The organism is Pseudomonas sp. A1230 (genome assembly GCF_044218825.1).
Lineage (GTDB): Bacteria > Pseudomonadota > Gammaproteobacteria > Pseudomonadales > Pseudomonadaceae > Aquipseudomonas > Aquipseudomonas iridis.
In genome coordinates, this window is record NZ_CP162582.1 from 3,918,311 (window position 1) to 3,935,014 (window position 16,704).

Genomic DNA, 16,704 nt, shown 5'->3' on the forward strand with positions numbered 1-16,704 from the left:
TCTACCTCAGCTTCAGGGTGGCAAGGCCAACCAGCACGAGAATCACGGTGATGATCCAGAAACGGACGATCACGCGCGGCTCGGGCCAGCCCTTGAGTTCAAAGTGGTGGTGTATCGGTGCCATGCGGAATACGCGGCGACCGGTCAGCTTGAAGGATGCAACCTGGATGACCACCGACAGGGTTTCCATCACGAACACGCCGCCCATGATGAACAGGACGATTTCCTGACGGACGATCACCGCGATGGTGCCCAGTGCAGCACCCAGCGCCAGTGCGCCGACGTCGCCCATGAAGACTTGGGCCGGATAGGTGTTGAACCAGAGGAAACCCAGACCGGCACCGATCAGCGCGCCGCAGAACACAATCAGTTCACCTGCGCCCGGCACATACGGGATCAACAGGTATTCAGCGAATTTCACGTTACCCGACAGGTAGCAGAAGATGCCGAGACCACCGCCGACCATCACGGTTGGCATGATCGCCAGACCGTCGAGGCCGTCGGTGAGGTTGACCGCGTTGCTCGAACCGACGATCACGAAATAGGTCAGCACGATGAAGCCGAAGCCCAGCGGAATGCTGTAATCCTTGAGCATCGGCAGGATCAGCGTGGTTTCCACCGGCGTCGAAGCGGTCATATAAAGGAAGATCGCCGCGCCCAGACCAAACACCGACTGCCAGAAATACTTCCAGCGGCTTGGCAAGCCACGCGAATTCTTCTCGATGACTTTGCGGTAATCGTCGACCCAGCCGATGGCGCCGAACAACAGAGTCACCAGCAACACAGTCCAGACATAGCGGTTGCTCAGGTCAGCCCAGAGCAAAGTACTGACGCCGATGGACGACAGAATCAGTGCGCCGCCCATGGTCGGGGTACCCGACTTGGACAGGTGCGATTGCGGACCGTCGTTACGAACGGACTGGCCGATCTGACGGTTCTGCAGAGTGCGGATCATCCACGGGCCATAGCACAGCGACAAAACCAGCGCGGTCAGCACACCGAGGATCCCGCGCAGGGTCAGGTACTGAAAGACCGCGAAGCCTTTGTGGAACTGTTGCAGATACTCCGCTAGCAGCAGCAGCATTAATGTTTCTCCAGACTGGACCCACACAGAGCCGCAACGATGTTTTCCATCGCTGCACTGCGCGAACCCTTGATCAAAATGGTGGTGTTTGTGTCCTGCTCGGCGTCCAGGGCCTGGATCAGTTCGGCCTGTGTACCGAAGTGATGCGCCTGCTCACCGAATGCGTTGACGGCGTGAACCATGTTCGGCCCGACTGCGTACAGCGCGCAAACCTTGCCCCGGGCGTATTCGCCCACGTCGCGGTGCCCCTGCTCCGCCCAATCGCCCAACTCGCCGATATCTCCGAGCACCAGGACGGTGCGGCCGGAAAAGCCGGCGAGTATATCAACGGCCGCGCACATCGAGGTGGGGTTTGCGTTGTAAGTGTCATCAATCACGCGCATGCCGTTTTTTGCCAATTGCGCGACGGTGCGGCCCTTGACCGGTTGCACCGCGCCAAGGCCAGTGGCGATGCCGAACAGCGACACACCCAAAGCGTGGGCAGCAGCGGCGGCGGCCATGGCGTTGGCAACGTTATGGGTGCCGAGCAGGTTCAGTTGAACGCGCTCGCTACCTTCGGGCGTGTGCAGATTGAAGGCCGGGCAACCGCGTGCATCAGTGCTCAGGTCGCTGGCGTAGAAGTCCGCTTGAGTGTTGCTCAGCGCGAAGGTCAGCACTTTGCGACCGGCAGCGCGGGTCTTCCAGATACCAAAGGCCTTGTCGTCGAGGTTGAGCACGGCGATGCCATCGGCCGCCAGCCCTTCGATGATTTCGCCTTTGGCTTCGACGATTTTTTCCGGGCCACCGAACTCACCAACGTGAGCGGTACCGGCATTGTTCAGGATCGCTACGTGCGGCTTGGTCAGCCCGACGGTGTAGGCGATTTCGCCCAGACGCGAGGCGCCCAGTTCGATCACGGCGGAGGTGTGTTCCGGCGCGAGCTCGATCAGGGTTAGCGGAACACCGAGGTCGTTGTTCAGGTTGCCGCGTGTTGCCAGCACCGGACCGCGCGTACGCAGGATGCTGGCGAGCATTTCCTTGACCGTGGTCTTGCCGCTGGAACCGGTGACGGCAGCCACTGGCTGAGTGAACGCGGCACGGTTCAAGGCACCCAACTGGCCCAAGGCCTGACGGGTGTCCTTGACCAGCAATTGCGGCAAGGTGCTGTCGGCGACTTCGCGCTCGACCAATGCAGCAACGGCGCCTTTGCCGGCGACGTCGTTCAGATAATCATGACCGTCGAAACGCGGGCCAGTCAGGGCAATAAACAGTTGGCCGGGTTTGATCCCGCGGCTGTCGATGCTCACGCCGTCGAAACTGGCATCGGCGCCGATCAGGCGTGCATCGAGCGCGTTGGTCAGCTCGCTGAGTGTCAGGGCCTTAAGCATGGGCCACCTCCCAAGCGGTCAGCGCGTGATCGGCTTCGACCAGGTCGGAGAAGGCATGACGCTCGCCGTTGATTTCCTGATAGTCCTCGTGACCTTTACCGGCCAGAACGATCACGTCATCCGCCGAAGCCTCGGCAATCAATTGCGCGATTGCCTGACCACGACCGGAGACGAAGGTGACTTTATCCACAGCCGTGAAACCGGCGCGGATGTCATCGAAAATCACTGCCGGGTCTTCGGTGCGCGGATTGTCATCGGTGACAAGCACTTGATCGGCCAGACGCTCGACCACTTCAGCCATCAACGGACGCTTGCCGCGATCACGATCACCGCCACAGCCGAACAGGCACAGCAACTGACCTTTGACGTGCGGGCGCAAAGCCGTCAGGACTTTTTCCAGAGCATCCGGGGTGTGCGCGTAATCGACCACCACCAACGGCTGAGTGCCGCCGCCAAGACGCTGCATGCGTCCGGCCGGGCCTTCGAGTTTCGGCAGTACCTTGAGAATTTCGTCGAGCGCGTAATCCAGGCCGAGCAAGGCGCCAACGGCTGCCAATACGTTGCTCAGGTTGAAACGGCCGAGCAGCGTGCTGCGCAGATGATGCTCGCCCTGCGGCGTGACCAAGGTGGCGCGCACGCCATGATCGTCAAACTGCGCTTCGCGGCAGTACAGGTAAGCGCTGCTGTCGAGCAGGCTGTAGGTGATCAAACGCGACTCGCGTTTTTCGGCGGCCAGTTGCCGGCCGAAATCGTCGTCGAGGTTGACCACACGGCACTTCAGATCATTCCAGGCGAACAGCTTGGCCTTGGCCTGCGCGTAAGCCTCCATAGTGCCGTGATAATCCAGATGATCGCGGGACAGGTTGGTCATCACGGCGACGTCGAACGCCAGCGCGGTGACGCGCCCCTGATCCAGACCGTGGGACGACACTTCCATGGCCACGGCTTTGGCGCCAGCCTTTTTCAGGTCGCCCAGAGTCGCTTGCACGGCGATCGGATTCGGCGTGGTGTGCAGGCCGCTTTGCAATGCGCCATAGAAGCCGGAACCGAGGGTGCCGACAATTCCGCAATGCTGGCCGAGCAGATCCAGCGCCTGCGCAACCAGTTGGGTCACGCTGGTTTTACCGTTGGTGCCCGTCACCCCCACCAGGTTCAGGTGATGGCTTGGCTCACCGTAAAAACGCCCGGCAATGTCCGACAGCTGCGCTGCCAGGCCCTTGACCGGAATCAGCGGCACATCGGTGATTGGCAGCACAGTGGCGCCTTCCACTTCATAGGCCACAGCAGCGGCGCCACGTTGCAAGGCATCGGCAATGTGCGCACGCCCATCGAATTTGCCGCCCGGCACCGCGAGGAACAGGTCGCCCGCACGTACGTTACGGCTATCCAGCGCCAATTCACGAATCAAGAGATCGTGGCCGGCGTGGGGGAATATCTTGTTCAGACTTAATGACATCAGCCGCGCCCTCCATTGGCTTTCAGCGGAACGACCGGGGTCGTGTTGGCCTGTTGTGGGGTCGGCAGGTTATCCGGGGTCACGTTCATCAAGCGCAGGGTGCCGGACATCACGCGGCTGAAGACCGGCGCGGAAACCAGACCACCGAAGTAACCGGCCTTGCTTGGTTCATCGATCACCACAACGATGGCGTAACGCGGATCGCTCATCGGGCCGAAGCCGGCGAACAGCGAACGGTAGGAGTTTTCGGCGTAGCCCTTGGTGCCCACCGAGGTCTTGCGCGCCGTACCCGATTTGCCCGCCACGTGATACGCCGGCACCTGCGCACGGAACACACCGCGCGGGGCTTCGATCACTTGGGTCAACATGCCCTGCATGGTTTTCGCGACAGCTTCCGGCAGCACTTGTGTGGTTTGCGGCATTTTGTCGGTTTTGATCAGCGTCAGTGGTGCGAGGCGACCGTTGTTGGCCAGCGCCGAGAAGGCGTGAACCAGTTGAATCGCAGTGACGGAAATACCGTAACCGTAGGACAGCGTCGCCGTCTCTGCCTTGCGCCATTCGCGGTAGTTCGGCAGGTTACCGACACGCTCGCCCGGGAAGCCGAGGCCGGTGTCCTGGCCGAGACCGACTTTCTGCGCCAGGCGGAAAATCGTTTCACCGCCGATATCGAACGCGACCTTACTCATGCCGACGTTACTGGAATTGATCAGGATGCCGGTCAGGTCGAGCACCGGACCTTCGGACCTCGAAACGTCCTTGATGGTGTATTTGCCGATCTGCAGCGTGCCTGGGTAAACCTCGACGGTATCGCTCGGTTTCCAGCGACCGGTTTCGATCGCGGCGGCCATCGAGATGGCTTTCATGGTCGAACCCGGTTCGAACACGTCGATCATCGCGCGGTTACGCATCATCGCCGGTTGCAGGTTGCGACGGTTGTTCGGGTTGTAGGTCGGCTGGTTGACCATCGCGAGGATCTCGCCGGTCTTCACGTCCACGATCACCAGGCTGCCAGCCTTGGCGCCGTTCTCGATGATCGCGTTACGCAGCTCGCGGTTGGCCAGATATTGCAGGCGCAGGTCAATGGACAACGCCAAGGGCTTGCCGGCCTTGGCGTTTTTGGTGACCTGGACATCCTTGATCAGCCGACCGCGCCGATCCTTGATGACTTGTCGCTTGCCCGGCACGCCGGCCAGCCATTCGTCATAGGCCAGTTCGACGCCTTCGCGCCCGTGATCATCGATGTCGGTAAAGCCGACCATGTGCGCGGTGACCTCACCGGCAGGGTAGAACCGGCGGAATTCTTCGATGCCGTAAACGCCCGGCACTTTCAGGTCGAGCACGGACTGGCCCTGCTCAGGGGTTAGCCCGCGCACCAGATAAATGAATTCTTTGTTGGCCTGCGCCTCAAGGCGTTCGGTCAGGGCTTTCGGGTCCTGACCCAGCGCGGCGGCCAGTGCTGGCCACTTCTCTTTGGCCGTCTGCATTTCCTTGGCGTTGGCCCACAGGGTGGTCACCGGGGTACTGACGGCCAAAGGCTCGCCGTTACGGTCGGTGATCAGACCACGGTGAGCAGGAATCGGGATGTGACGAAGACTGCGTGCATCGCCCTGACCTTTGAGGAAGTCACGGTCAACCACTTGCAGGTCAATGATGCGCCAGCAGATCGCAGCCACCATCAAACCGAGCAGCGTCACCATCAGGCGGAAGCGCCACGGGAACAGTGCGCCTTCAAGTTTCATCATGGCGCCACCATCTTCACGTCAGCCGCGCCAGGGATATGCATTTTCAGTTGTTCGGTGGCCAGCACTTCGATCCGGCTGTGTGCGGTCCAGGTGCTTTGCTCGAGAATCAAGCGGCCCCACTCGGCCTGCGCCTTGTCGCGCACGCTGAGTTCGTTGTAAAGATTGTTGAGCAGCTGGCGGTTCCAGTGCGCGCTGTAAGACACCGCGATGGCCGACACGAGCACGGCAACAAACAGCAGCAGCATGAAAAAGCTGCCGCCGGGCAGTGGCTTGGCGAAAAGCTTGCTCAACGCAATTTCTCCGCGACGCGCATGACGGCGCTACGGGAACGTGGGTTGGCTTTGAGTTCGGCGTCGGAGGCCGTCTGCGCTTTGCCATGGACTTTGATTTTCGGCTCGAACGCCACATGGCGAACCGGCAGGTTGCGCGGCAGGTTATCGGCTTCGCCTTTCACCAGCTTGCGCATGAACAATTTGACAATACGGTCTTCCAGCGAATGGAAGCTGATCACGACCAGACGGCCACCCACTTCCAGGGCTTCCAGCGCCGCTTCGAGGCCGGCTTCCAGATCGCCCAATTCGTTGTTGACGTGAATGCGCAAACCCTGGAACGCACGGGTGGCCGGATTCTTGCCCTTTTCCCATGCCGGGTTGGCAACCTTGAGCACTTCGGCCAGATCGGCGGTACGCTCGAAAGGTTTGATATCGCGACGCTCGGCGACGGCACGTGCCATGCGGCCGGAGAAACGCTCTTCACCGTATTCCTTGAACACCCGGGCGATTTCTTCAGCCGGCGCGGTGTTGACGAATTCAGCAGCGCTGATGCCGCGGGACGGATCCATGCGCATGTCCAGCGGACCGTCGTTGAGGAAACTGAAACCGCGCTCAGCGTCATCGAGCTGCGGCGAGGACACGCCCAGGTCGAGCAGAATACCGCTGACCTTGCCGGCCAGACCGCGCTCGGCGATTTCCGAACCGAGCTCGGCAAAGCTGCGCTGCACAACGACAAAGCGGCCGTCTTCGGCCGCTAGCGTTTGCCCGGTGGCAATCGCTTGAGGATCCTTGTCGAATCCGATGAGTCGACCGTCCGGCCCGAGCTGGCTGAGGATCAACCGACTGTGTCCGCCGCGCCCGAACGTACCGTCCAGATAGCAGCCATCAGGACGTACGGCGAGAGCCTCGACGGCTTCGTCAAGCAGTACGGTGATGTGGTTAAAGCCGCTATCAATAGTCACAGGATCAAATCACGCAGTTCATCAGGCATCGCGCCCGGTTGTTGAATGGCAGCAAGGTCAGCGGCAGATACCGCGTTCCATGCATCCTCGTCCCACAATTGGAACTTGTTCAGTTGGCCCACCAGCATCGCTTTCTTATCAAGCTTTGCGTATTCGCGCAGACGCGGTGGAACCAGAAAACGACCACTGCCATCGAGTTCGAGGTCGACGGCATTACCAATCAATAAACGCTGCAAGCGGCGGTTCTCTTCACGAAGCGAAGGGAGCGCGCGCAACTTGGTTTCAATAATTTCCCACTCGTCGAGCGGGTAGACACAAAGACACGGATCAACGGCATCAATGGTGACGATCAATTGGCCGGAACTACGCGAATCCAGCTCGTCACGGTACCGGCTCGGCATAGCGAGACGGCCCTTTGCATCGAGACTGATAGCGTTAGCTCCGCGAAACACGTCTGCGTTTCTCCAATTTTTATCGTTTTGAGCTCAAAAAACCCACTTCATGCCACTTTCCGCCACTTGTGCACACTATAGGAATGCGGCCACCACACCGTCAAGGCGCGGATTAAAGGAAAAGCCTTACAGAACGGAGATTTAGGAGCATAAAAGGAGGAGTAACGAGAATCTGACGGAGACTTTTGACCCATAACTTGATGCAGCACTGAAAGCTGCGCTCGAAAGTTAAAGTAATTTGTTAAGAGTAAGATTTTTTCGGTATTACAAAAGCGCTTCTGCTGTTGATTGAAGCAAGGTGGGAAAAGGCTATTACTGCAATTGCCGCTGCCGAACTTTCAGAGCAGGCCTGCTGATATTACACAGCCCCGATGCCATTGATTCAAGCAGGGAAAGAAAAAGGTGGAGAGTCGATCTGTAAGCCGGGTTCTGTCTTGAACAGTCATTCGTCTACGATGGCCATCACTGGACATCTTTAGCAACCTACCCGGTCCCAGCGCGGGCCACGCCTTGGGACCCTATTTGGTCTTGCTCCAAGTGGGGTTTACCTAGCCACGAACTGTTGCCAGACGCGCGGTGCGCTCTTACCGCACCTTTTCACCCTTACCGGCGCCGAAGCGCTTAGGCGGTTATTTTCTGTGGCACTTTCCGTAGGCTCACGCCTCCCAGGCATTACCTGGCACTTCGCCCTATGGAGCCCGGACTTTCCTCCCCCCCCTAATTCTCATAGAGGGCAGCGACTGTCCGATCGACTCTCCGCCGCGAAGGTTAACGGCAGAGCGAGCGAAGAACAAGCGCTAAAAGCCTCAAGACCGCTATGGGCGACGGCTTACACGTCTTTCTGTTTATCCAGCGCGATCTGATAAAGGACGTTTTTACGCTCACCGGTGATCTGCGCTGCCAGCGCGGCGGCACGCTTGAGCGGCATCTCTTCGAGCAACAGATTGAGGATGCGCATGGCTTCGCTGCTGACCGCGTCCTCGCTCTCAGGGGCCGACCAGCCGGCAACCAACACCACGCATTCGCCGCGCTGCTGATTGCTGTCGGACTCGACGAATGCGCGCAATTCAGCCAGTGGCAGCCCTTTGAGCGTTTCAAAGGTCTTGGTGATTTCACGGGCCAGCAGTGCCAGCCGTTCGCCACCGAACACTGCTTCCATGTCCTGTAGACATTCCAGAATGCGGTGCGGGGCTTCGTAGAAAATCAGTGTACGCGGCTCTTCCTTGACTGCTTCGAGTCGCGCCTTGCGCCCAACCGACTTGGCCGGCAGGAAACCTTCGAAGATGAATCGATCAGACGGCAGGCCCGCTGCCGACAATGCTGCGATCAACGCGCAGGCACCCGGCACCGGCACCACATTGATCCCGGCAGCGCGAGCCTGACGCACCAGGTGATAGCCCGGATCGGAAATCAGCGGCGTGCCCGCGTCGGAAATCAGCGCGACGCTATCTCCCGCCAGCAGACGGGTAATAAAGCGGCTACCTTCATCTCGTTCGTTATGTTCGTGGCAAGCGGCCAACGGCGTCGAAATACCGAAGTGCTGCATCAGTCGTTGCGAGTGACGCGTATCTTCAGCAGCGATCAGCGCCACTTCACGGAGGATTTTCAGTGCCCGGGCGCTGATGTCGTCCAGGTTGCCGATGGGCGTCGCCACCACATAAAGCGAGCCGGCAGCGGAATTCAGGGAACCTGGAGCAGTCAAAGCGCACACCTCATGATCGGTAAAAACCGGCATTGTAACGCGTCACGAGGCTTGCGACGTCCTCTGCTGGCCTGCGGTTTTTGCGCGCAGTCCTGCGACGCCGCAACATTTACTTCAGCTAAATTGACCGATTCACGCCAGCAACATCGCGCCCCGGCCAGTGCTTGGGTACAATTCCACGCTAATTTGATCGAGTATCAGGAACACTTACATGATCGCTTGCCTGCGGCTGTTCACTGCCCTCTGCCTCGCTGCCCTTTTGGCGGCTTGCGCCAGTTCCCCTTCCTCCAGCCTTGGCGAACTTCCACGGACTCCGGACGCCAGCATCGAGCAACTGCTCGAACAGGCTTCCCAGGCTAAAACCCCGGAAAAAGCCGCCCTGTTGCGCCTGAGCGCAGCAGACCTGGCCTATCGCCAAGGCAATGCCGGGCAGTCTGCGCAGATCCTGCAACAAGTGCCGGTGGAGCAACTCAAGCCGGGCCAGCAGATTTTTGCCAATACACTGTCCGCCGAACTCGCGATGACGCGTAATCAGCCGAAAGCGGCGCTGACCGCCCTGAGCCATCCAAGCCTGCAGAAACTGGGTGAAATGCCGGAAGAGCAACAAGTCCGCACCGGCACCGTTCATGCTCGCGCCCTCGAAGCCGATGGCCAGACCCTGGCTGCCGCCCGCGAGCGCATCTTCATTGCGCCGATGCTGAAAGACGAAGCTGCGAGCAAGAACCATGAAGCGATCTGGACTTTGATCGCCTCGCTGCCGACCGATCAACTGCAACCGAACACCACCGATGACCTCGGCGGCTGGATGGGTCTGGCGCTGGCCGTGAAAACCGCCGGCACGCTCGAACAGCAACAAGCCGCAATCGATACCTGGCGCGCGCAGAATCCAAAGCACCCGGCTGCAATCAATCTGCCGCTGCCGCTGACCAAGCTCAAGGAACTGGCCAGCCAGCCGCTGAGCAAAATCGCCCTGCTACTACCACAGGACGGCCAACTGGCGTCGGTCGGCAAAGCACTGCGAGAAGGTTTCATGGCTGCGCACTACCAGGCCCAACAGGCCGGGCAGAAGCCACCAGCGATCGAGTTCTATGACAGCTCGAAACTGACCTCCATGGACGAGTTCTACCGCAAGGCTCAAGCCGACGGCGTGCAACTGGTCGTCGGCCCACTGGAAAAAACGCTGGTCAAACAACTGAGCACCCGCCCGCAACTGCCGATCACCACCCTCGCACTGAACTACAGCGAAGGCGATCAAGGTCCGGCGCAGCTGTTCCAGTTTGGCCTTGCCGCTGAAGACGAAGCCCGCGAAGTATCCCGCCGCGCCCGCGCCGACGGCCTGCAACGCGCCGCGATCATGGTGCCGAAAGGCGAATGGGGCGACCGCGTCCTGCGCGCGTTCAGCCAGGATTGGCAAGCCAATGGCGGCAGCATCGTTGCCACCGAGCGTGTCGACCAGCCAGTGCAACTGGCCCAGCAAATTGCCGACATGTTCCAACTGCGCCAGAGCGAAGCCCGCGCCAAGAGCCTGCAAAATGCTGCAGGCACCAACGTTGCCGCTCAGCCATCGCGCCGTCAGGACATCGAATTCATCTTCCTCGCCGCGACTCCGCAACAGGCGCAGCAGATCAAGCCGACCCTGAATTTCCAGTACGCCGGTGACGTCCCTGTCTATGCGACCTCGCACGTTTACAGCGCCAGCGGCGATGTGAACCAGTACAACGACATGAACGGCATCCGCTTCTGCGAAACGCCTTGGCTGCTGGAAACCAGCGATCCGCTGCGCCAGCAAGTCACCGCGCAGTGGCCACAAGCCGCCGGCAGCCTTGGGCGCCTGTACGCCATGGGCGCCGATGCCTATCGTCTGGCACCGCGTCTGGGCCAACTCAAAGCCCTGCCGGACAGCCGCATCGAAGGTCAGTCGGGCAGCCTCAGCATGACCCAGACTCAGCGTATTGTGCGTCAGCTGCCTTGGGCTCAGTTCGTCAGCGGCCAGGTTCAGCGCCTGCCGGACACCCAGCGCTAATGCCTGACAGGTCACGCTCGCAAAGCGGTAAGGATGCCGAGCGCCAGGCGCTCGAACATCTACAAAATCAGGGGCTGCGCCTGCTGGCGCAGAACTGGTTATGTAAACGCGGCGAGCTTGATCTGGTCATGCTTGATGGCGATACAGTAGTATTCGTTGAAGTTCGCTACAGAAAAAACACTCAATGGGGTGGTGCGCTCGCTAGCATCGATGGGCGCAAGCAGCAGAAACTGATTTTCGCTGCACAGTATTTTCTTCAGCGCGAGTCGCGTTGGGCCAATTCCCCCTGCCGCTTCGACGTGGTGGCCATCGACAGCCATCCGAGTCAGCTGAACTGGTTGCAGAATGCTTTCGACAGTTGATTGCCTGCCGCCAACCCGGATATTTCCACCCGACAACTTTTGCTCTTTGCTTTGCGGGCTGCACATTCATGTGCCGAACAGCCGCGCTACTTAAGGTCACACAGATGGACATGCAATCGCGAATTCGCCAGCTTTTTCAGGCCAGTATCGACACCAAGCAACAGGCGATGGACGTACTTGCACCGCACATCGAGCAAGCCAGCCAGATCATGGTCAACGCCCTGCTCAACGAAGGCAAAATGCTTTCGTGCGGCAACGGTGGTTCTGCCGGCGACGCCCAGCATTTCTCCTCGGAACTGCTCAACCGCTTCGAGCGCGAGCGCCCGAGCCTGCCGGCCATCGCCCTGACCACCGATACGTCGACGATCACCTCGATCGCCAACGACTACAGCTACAACGAAGTGTTCTCCAAGCAGATCCGTGCACTCGGTCAGCCAGGCGATGTTTTGCTGGCGATTTCGACCAGCGGTAACTCGGCGAACATTATTCAAGCGATCCAGGCCGCACATGATCGCGAAATGATTGTCGTAGCTTTGACCGGACGCGATGGCGGCGGCATGGCGTCACTGCTGTTGCCCGAGGACGTCGAGATTCGCGTACCGGCCAACGTCACTGCACGTATTCAAGAAGTCCACTTGCTGGCGATCCATTGCCTTTGCGATCTGATCGACAGCCAACTGTTCGGGAGTGAAGAATGACCCCTAATCGCCTTGGCCTTCTGGCCTTGACTCTGTGCCTCGGCATCAGCGGCTGCACTTCGGTGGTGAATGCCAGCCGTGAAGCGCCGATTGATGACGACCGCGGCACTCGCACCTTCGGCAGCAAGATCGATGACTCGCTGATCGAAACCAAAGTGGGCGTTAACGTGGCCAAGGCCGACCCGGCGCTGGACAACGACTCGCACGTGGTCGTCACCAGTTTCAACGGCGTCGTGCTGCTGGCTGGCCAGACACCGCGCGCAGACCTCAAGGCCAAGGCCGAACAGGCCGCTGCCAACGTTCAGCGCGTGAAGAAGGTGCACAACGAGCTGCAAGTGCTGCCACCCTCCTCCCTGCTGGCGCGTCAGAACGACACGTGGCTGACCACCAAGATCAAGACCCAGATGCTCACCGACGCCAGCATCCCCGGCTCGCGCATCAAGGTCGTGACCGAGAATGGCATCGTCTATCTGCTGGGTCTGCTGACCAAGCAGGAAGCCGCTCAGGCGACCAACCTGGTGCAGGGCGTATCGGGCGTGCAGAAGATTGTGAAGCTGTTCGAGTACATCGACTGACTTCTTCCTGGTAGGAGCAGCCTTCGGCAGCTCTTACAGGTTTAAAGCAGGCAATAAAAAAGGCGATCCATCCGGATCGCCTTTTTTATTACTTCACTACCTTCAGACTTGGCCGGCCGCTTGGGCGCGGTGGCTCGCTGTCCGGTGGCGGCTGGTCATCGTCCTGCTCGATATCGTCTTCGTCACCCATCGGCGACTCGATATCGAACACCATGCCCTGACCGTTCTCCCGGGCATAAATGCCCAGGATGGCGCTGATCGGCACGTACAGACTGTGCGGGACACCACCAAAGCGACCTTCAAAGGTCACCACGTCGTTGTCCATGTGCAAATGACGCACAGCACTTGGCGAGATGTTCAGAACAATCTGCCCGTCACTGGCGAAACCCTGCGGCACCTGCACGGCTGGATACTCGGAGTTAACCAGCATGTGCGGGGTGCAATCGTTATCCACAATCCACTCGTAGAGCGCGCGGACCAGATAAGGTCGACTGGAGTTCATAGCGGCTCCTTAAGCCTTAGCGCATGTCGCGTTCGACACCAGACAGACTCGCCTGGAAAGCCTCACGCGCAAACGAGCGCTCCATGTAATCAAGCAACGGCTTGGCAGGCCGCGGCAGTTCAATACCCAGAATCGGCAAACGCCAGAGTATTGGCAATAGGCAGCAATCCACCAGACTTTGTTCCTCACTGAGGAAAAACGGCTTGTCGGCAAACAGCGGCGACACGCCAGTCAGGCTTTCGCGCAATTCCTTGCGCGCCACGACGCGCGCGGCCTCCTTGCTTTTAGGATCCAGAATCAGATCCACTAGACCACACCAGTCACGCTGAATGCGATGAATCAGCAGTCGGCTGTTGGCACGTGCCACCGGGTAAACCGGCAGCAACGGCGGGTGCGGGTAACGCTCATCCAAATACTCCATCACCACGGTCGACTCCCACAACGCCAGGTCACGATCGACCAGCGTCGGCAGACTTCCGTAAGGGTTCACCTCAATCAGTTTAGGCGGCTGGCGACCAGCTTCCACATAAATGATTTCGGCGCTGACACCCTTCTCTGCAAGCACGATGCGCACTCGGTGGGAATAGTGGTCGGCGGGGTCGGAGTAGCAGGCCAACCGATTGGTCACGCCCATGGCGATCCTCCTCGCTTGTTGAAATTATCGGAACCGGAAAAACGCGCGCGCCCAGAGGGCGCCTCCCGCAACACCTGGCTTACCAGGCGCTACGATGTCGGAGGCGCCCTTGGGCGCGCGCGATTAACAGCAATGCTTGAAGCGTATCAGTGCACGTCTTTCCAGTATTCACGCTTGAGCAAATAGGCGAACACAAAGAAGAACGCCAGGTACAGCAAAACGTAAGTACCGATGCGCTGATGTTGCAGCTTAACCGGGTTAGCCGAGTAAGCCAGGAAGGTTACCAGATTCTTGACCTTCTCATCGAACTGCTCTTCATTCAGAGCACCGGATTTCGGCACGATGGTCAGTTGATCGCACGCTTCGTGAGTCAGAGGCGTACCGGTCAGCGGATCATATTGCTTCTTGCCGTCCTCGACGATCTGCACCTGTTTGCAACCTACGACCTGACGACCTTGCAGGCCGACCAGCACGTTAGGCATGCCGACATTCGGGAAGACCGTGTTGTTCACGCCCCATGGACGTGCAGGGTCTTCGTAGAACGACTTCAGGTAACCGTAGAGCCAGTCAGTGCCACGAACGCGAGCCACCAGCGTCAGATCCGGCGGCGCTGCGCCGAACCAGGTCTTGGCGTCGGCCGGCTGCATGCCGATGTTCATGTGGTCACCGATCTTGGCGCCAGTGAACACCAGCTTCTCCAGCATCAGTTCGTGGGGTACGCCAAGATCATCGGCAACCCGCTCGTAACGCTGAAACTTGGCACTGTGGCAACCCATGCAATAGTTGGCAAAGGTACGCGCACCATCCTGCAGAGCAGCCTTGTCGCCGACGTCAATGTCGACTTTTTCCAGTTCCGGACCACCGTGCGGTGCCGCGAAAGACAGGACAGGCAAAGCAGCAAAAATCAGAGCAAAAAATAACTTTTTCATCAGCCAGTCACCCTTTCCGGAACCGGTTTGGTCTTCTCGAGCCTGGTGTAGAACGGCATCAGAATGAAGTAGGCGAAGTACAGGAAGGTGCAGACCTGCGATAGCAACGTACGACCCGGGGTTGGCGCCAGAACGCCGAGAATGCCGAGGATCACGAACGAAATGCAGAACACCACCAGCCAGATTTTGCTCATCCAGCCTTTATAGCGCATCGACTTGACCGGACTGCGATCGAGCCATGGCAAGACGAACAGCACTGCAATGGCCGCACCCATGGCGATAACACCCATGAGTTTGTCCGGGATCGCCCGCAGGATCGCGTAGTACGGCGTGAAGTACCAAACCGGCGCAATGTGCTCTGGCGTCTTGAACGGGTTGGCCGGTTCAAAGTTCGGCTTTTCGAGGAAATAGCCACCCATTTCCGGGAAGAAGAACACGATAAAGCAGAAGATGAACAAGAACACCACAACACCGACAATGTCTTTCACGGTGTAGTACGGATGGAAAGGAATGCCATCCAGCGGGATGCCGTTCTCGTCTTTGTGCTTCTTGATATCGACGCCGTCAGGGTTGTTCGAACCCACTTCATGCAGCGCCAGAATGTGCAGCACCACCAGACCGAGAATCACGATCGGCAAGGCCACAACGTGCAAGGCGAAGAAGCGGTTCAGGGTGATTCCGGAGATCAGATAGTCACCACGAATCCACTGGGTCAGGTCGTCGCCGATCAGCGGAATCGCACCGAACAGCGAGATGATCACCTGCGCACCCCAGTAGGACATCTGACCCCACGGCAGTAAATAACCCATGAAGGCTTCGGCCATCAGCGCCAGGTAGATCAGCATGCCGAACACCCAGACCAGCTCACGCGGTTTCTGGTACGAACCGTAGAGCAAACCACGGAACATGTGCAGATAGACCACGATGAAGAACGCCGAAGCGCCAGTGGAGTGCAGCAGACGCAGGATCGAGCCGTACTCGACGTCGCGCATGATGTATTCAACGGAAGCGAACGCTTCTTCTGCCGATGGGGTGTAGCTCATCGTCAGCCAGACACCGGTGACGATCTGGTTAACCAGAACCAGAAGCGCCAGCGAGCCGAAAAAGTAGAAGAAGTTGAAGTTTTTTGGAGCGTAATACTTGCTGAGATGGTCTTCCCACATTTTTGTGGCAGGGAAGCGCGCATCTACCCAATCCATGAACTTGCTCATCACGCTTTCTCCGTATCGACGCCAATGACAATCAGGTCATCGGTCTCATAGGAATGCGGGGGAACTGGCAGGTTCAAAGGCGCGGGTTGCGACTTGTAGACGCGGCCAGCCAGATCGTAGTGGGAACCGTGGCAAGGGCAGAAATAACCGCCTACCCAGTCTTTACCCAGATCCGCAGGTGCCACTTCGGGACGGAAGGTCGGTGAGCAACCCAAGTGTGTGCAAATCCCGATCAGCAGGAGAATTTCCGGCTTGATCGAACGCACTTCAGGGTCGACATAGGTGGGTTGCGTGGAGTTTTTGGAGGTCGGATCGGAGAGTTGCCCCTCGATCTTTTTAAGATTCCCCAGGATTTCCTCGGTACGGCGGACAATGAACACCGGCTGGCCGCGCCACTCAGCAATCATCTGCTGTCCTGGCTCGATTTTGCTGACATTCACTTTCACCGGTGCACCAGCGGCTTTCGCCTTGGCACTGGGAAACCATGACCCCACGAACGGGACCGCAGCCCCCACCGCTCCTGCAGCACCCACCACGGATGTGGCTGCTACCAAGAAGCGACGCCGGCCTGCATTCACGCCGTCATTGCTCATTCAGTCCTCTCCCATCAGCTTTTGTGGCCTGTTAAATCAGGCATCTACTAAATAAATCAATGTTACTTATAAAAATTTTGCCGAATGGTAATGAAAAGCCCCAATTCTGACAAGGGAATTACCCGGAGCTCTCACCCTCA

At 58.9% G+C, this 16,704-nt stretch carries 17 protein-coding genes and 1 other RNA gene; 4 read left to right on the plus strand and 14 right to left on the minus strand.

Annotation, left to right across the window (positions count from 1 at the left end; all coding sequences use genetic code 11):
* Nucleotide 1: 1 nt before the first annotated feature.
* The 9 genes from mraY to rsmI form a co-directional block, all read right to left on the minus strand.
* Nucleotides 2-1,084 (minus strand): phospho-N-acetylmuramoyl-pentapeptide-transferase, encoded by a 1,083-nt coding sequence (mraY, locus tag AB4P97_RS18325; RefSeq protein ID WP_047303084.1) that lies wholly within the window; start codon nucleotides 1,082-1,084, stop codon nucleotides 2-4.
* Nucleotides 1,084-2,451: a UDP-N-acetylmuramoyl-tripeptide--D-alanyl-D-alanine ligase gene (murF, locus tag AB4P97_RS18330; protein WP_395601441.1), complete on the minus strand. Its 1,368-nt coding sequence runs from the start codon at nucleotides 2,449-2,451 to the stop codon at nucleotides 1,084-1,086. Before murF ends, mraY begins: the two co-directional genes overlap by 1 nt.
* A complete protein-coding gene (locus tag AB4P97_RS18335) occupies nucleotides 2,444-3,907 on the minus strand; it encodes a UDP-N-acetylmuramoyl-L-alanyl-D-glutamate--2,6-diaminopimelate ligase (RefSeq protein ID WP_261735993.1) in 1,464 nt (487 codons plus the stop codon). The genes murF and AB4P97_RS18335 overlap by 8 nt, the downstream gene beginning before the upstream one ends.
* Nucleotides 3,907-5,646 carry a penicillin-binding protein 2 gene (locus tag AB4P97_RS18340; protein WP_181818547.1) on the minus strand — a complete coding sequence of 580 codons (1,740 nt, stop codon included), beginning with the start codon at nucleotides 5,644-5,646 and terminating at the stop codon, nucleotides 3,907-3,909. The genes AB4P97_RS18335 and AB4P97_RS18340 overlap by 1 nt, the downstream gene beginning before the upstream one ends.
* Nucleotides 5,646-5,939, minus strand: a complete 294-nt coding sequence (ftsL, locus tag AB4P97_RS18345) for a cell division protein FtsL (RefSeq protein WP_042560990.1) — start codon at nucleotides 5,937-5,939, stop codon at nucleotides 5,646-5,648. Before ftsL ends, AB4P97_RS18340 begins: the two co-directional genes overlap by 1 nt.
* Nucleotides 5,936-6,883: a 16S rRNA (cytosine(1402)-N(4))-methyltransferase RsmH gene (rsmH, locus tag AB4P97_RS18350; protein WP_390896372.1), complete on the minus strand. Its 948-nt coding sequence runs from the start codon at nucleotides 6,881-6,883 to the stop codon at nucleotides 5,936-5,938. The genes ftsL and rsmH overlap by 4 nt, the downstream gene beginning before the upstream one ends.
* Complete coding sequence (mraZ, locus tag AB4P97_RS18355) at nucleotides 6,880-7,335, minus strand: division/cell wall cluster transcriptional repressor MraZ (RefSeq protein ID WP_042560992.1); 456 nt, start codon at nucleotides 7,333-7,335, stop codon at nucleotides 6,880-6,882. Before mraZ ends, rsmH begins: the two co-directional genes overlap by 4 nt.
* A 402-nt stretch (nucleotides 7,336-7,737) precedes the next feature.
* Nucleotides 7,738-8,091: RNase P RNA component class A (gene rnpB, locus AB4P97_RS18360), an RNA gene on the minus strand.
* 73 nt (nucleotides 8,092-8,164) lie between these two features.
* Entirely contained in the window at nucleotides 8,165-9,070 is a 906-nt protein-coding gene (gene rsmI, locus AB4P97_RS18365; protein ID WP_395601442.1) for a 16S rRNA (cytidine(1402)-2'-O)-methyltransferase, read from the minus strand.
* Nucleotides 9,071-9,248: 178 nt separating this feature from the next.
* On the opposite strand from rsmI, the gene AB4P97_RS18370 reads away from it, so the two are divergent.
* From AB4P97_RS18370 to AB4P97_RS18385, 4 genes are all read left to right on the plus strand, one after another.
* Nucleotides 9,249-11,060 (plus strand): penicillin-binding protein activator, encoded by a 1,812-nt coding sequence (locus AB4P97_RS18370; RefSeq protein WP_042560994.1) that lies wholly within the window; start codon nucleotides 9,249-9,251, stop codon nucleotides 11,058-11,060.
* Complete coding sequence (locus tag AB4P97_RS18375; protein ID WP_150592666.1) at nucleotides 11,060-11,422, plus strand: YraN family protein; 363 nt, start codon at nucleotides 11,060-11,062, stop codon at nucleotides 11,420-11,422. The genes AB4P97_RS18370 and AB4P97_RS18375 overlap by 1 nt, the downstream gene beginning before the upstream one ends.
* A gap of 104 nt (nucleotides 11,423-11,526) precedes the next feature.
* The gene (locus AB4P97_RS18380) at nucleotides 11,527-12,120 is read left to right on the plus strand and encodes a phosphoheptose isomerase (protein WP_008082788.1); all 594 of its coding nucleotides are present in this window, start codon (nucleotides 11,527-11,529) and stop codon (nucleotides 12,118-12,120) included.
* Nucleotides 12,117-12,695: a BON domain-containing protein gene (locus tag AB4P97_RS18385; protein ID WP_042560996.1), complete on the plus strand. Its 579-nt coding sequence runs from the start codon at nucleotides 12,117-12,119 to the stop codon at nucleotides 12,693-12,695. Before AB4P97_RS18380 ends, AB4P97_RS18385 begins: the two co-directional genes overlap by 4 nt.
* 88 nt (nucleotides 12,696-12,783) lie before the next feature.
* Here the strand turns inward: AB4P97_RS18385 and AB4P97_RS18390 are convergent, their stop codons facing one another.
* The 5 genes from AB4P97_RS18390 to petA all read right to left on the minus strand — a co-directional run bounded on the left by AB4P97_RS18390 (nucleotide 12,784) and on the right by petA (nucleotide 16,564).
* A complete protein-coding gene (locus tag AB4P97_RS18390; protein ID WP_042560997.1) occupies nucleotides 12,784-13,197 on the minus strand; it encodes a ClpXP protease specificity-enhancing factor in 414 nt (137 codons plus the stop codon).
* Between the two features lie 16 nt (nucleotides 13,198-13,213).
* Nucleotides 13,214-13,831: a glutathione S-transferase N-terminal domain-containing protein gene (locus tag AB4P97_RS18395; RefSeq protein WP_047303097.1), complete on the minus strand. Its 618-nt coding sequence runs from the start codon at nucleotides 13,829-13,831 to the stop codon at nucleotides 13,214-13,216.
* Between the two features lie 146 nt (nucleotides 13,832-13,977).
* On the minus strand, nucleotides 13,978-14,760 hold the full coding sequence (locus AB4P97_RS18400) for a cytochrome c1 (RefSeq protein WP_047303099.1): 783 nt from the start codon (nucleotides 14,758-14,760) through the stop codon (nucleotides 13,978-13,980).
* Nucleotides 14,760-15,971 (minus strand): cytochrome bc complex cytochrome b subunit, encoded by a 1,212-nt coding sequence (locus AB4P97_RS18405; RefSeq protein WP_042561000.1) that lies wholly within the window; start codon nucleotides 15,969-15,971, stop codon nucleotides 14,760-14,762. The genes AB4P97_RS18400 and AB4P97_RS18405 overlap by 1 nt, the downstream gene beginning before the upstream one ends.
* Entirely contained in the window at nucleotides 15,971-16,564 is a 594-nt protein-coding gene (gene petA / locus AB4P97_RS18410) for a ubiquinol-cytochrome c reductase iron-sulfur subunit (RefSeq protein WP_007917031.1), read from the minus strand. Before petA ends, AB4P97_RS18405 begins: the two co-directional genes overlap by 1 nt.
* Between the last annotated feature and the right edge of the window lie 140 nt (nucleotides 16,565-16,704).

Bases quoted from the DNA above. Each gene is read 5' to 3' on its own strand.
- AB4P97_RS18385 (WP_042560996.1), top strand. From the start codon at position 12,117: ATGACCCCTAATCGCCTTGGCCTTCTGGCCTTGACTCTGTGCCTCGGC.
- AB4P97_RS18335 (WP_261735993.1), bottom strand. From the start codon at position 3,907: ATGTCATTAAGTCTGAACAAGATATTCCCCCACGCCGGCCACGATCTC.
- AB4P97_RS18400 (WP_047303099.1), bottom strand. From the start codon at position 14,760: ATGAAAAAGTTATTTTTTGCTCTGATTTTTGCTGCTTTGCCTGTCCTG.
- AB4P97_RS18370 (WP_042560994.1), top strand. From the start codon at position 9,249: ATGATCGCTTGCCTGCGGCTGTTCACTGCCCTCTGCCTCGCTGCCCTT.
- mraY (WP_047303084.1), bottom strand. From the start codon at position 1,084: ATGCTGCTGCTGCTAGCGGAGTATCTGCAACAGTTCCACAAAGGCTTC.
- rsmI (WP_395601442.1), bottom strand. From the start codon at position 9,070: ATGCCGGTTTTTACCGATCATGAGGTGTGCGCTTTGACTGCTCCAGGT.
- AB4P97_RS18380 (WP_008082788.1), top strand. From the start codon at position 11,527: ATGGACATGCAATCGCGAATTCGCCAGCTTTTTCAGGCCAGTATCGAC.
- AB4P97_RS18375 (WP_150592666.1), top strand. From the start codon at position 11,060: ATGCCTGACAGGTCACGCTCGCAAAGCGGTAAGGATGCCGAGCGCCAG.
- petA (WP_007917031.1), bottom strand. From the start codon at position 16,564: ATGAGCAATGACGGCGTGAATGCAGGCCGGCGTCGCTTCTTGGTAGCA.
- AB4P97_RS18390 (WP_042560997.1), bottom strand. From the start codon at position 13,197: ATGAACTCCAGTCGACCTTATCTGGTCCGCGCGCTCTACGAGTGGATT.
- AB4P97_RS18340 (WP_181818547.1), bottom strand. From the start codon at position 5,646: ATGAAACTTGAAGGCGCACTGTTCCCGTGGCGCTTCCGCCTGATGGTG.
- AB4P97_RS18395 (WP_047303097.1), bottom strand. From the start codon at position 13,831: ATGGGCGTGACCAATCGGTTGGCCTGCTACTCCGACCCCGCCGACCAC.
- AB4P97_RS18405 (WP_042561000.1), bottom strand. From the start codon at position 15,971: ATGAGCAAGTTCATGGATTGGGTAGATGCGCGCTTCCCTGCCACAAAA.
- murF (WP_395601441.1), bottom strand. From the start codon at position 2,451: ATGCTTAAGGCCCTGACACTCAGCGAGCTGACCAACGCGCTCGATGCA.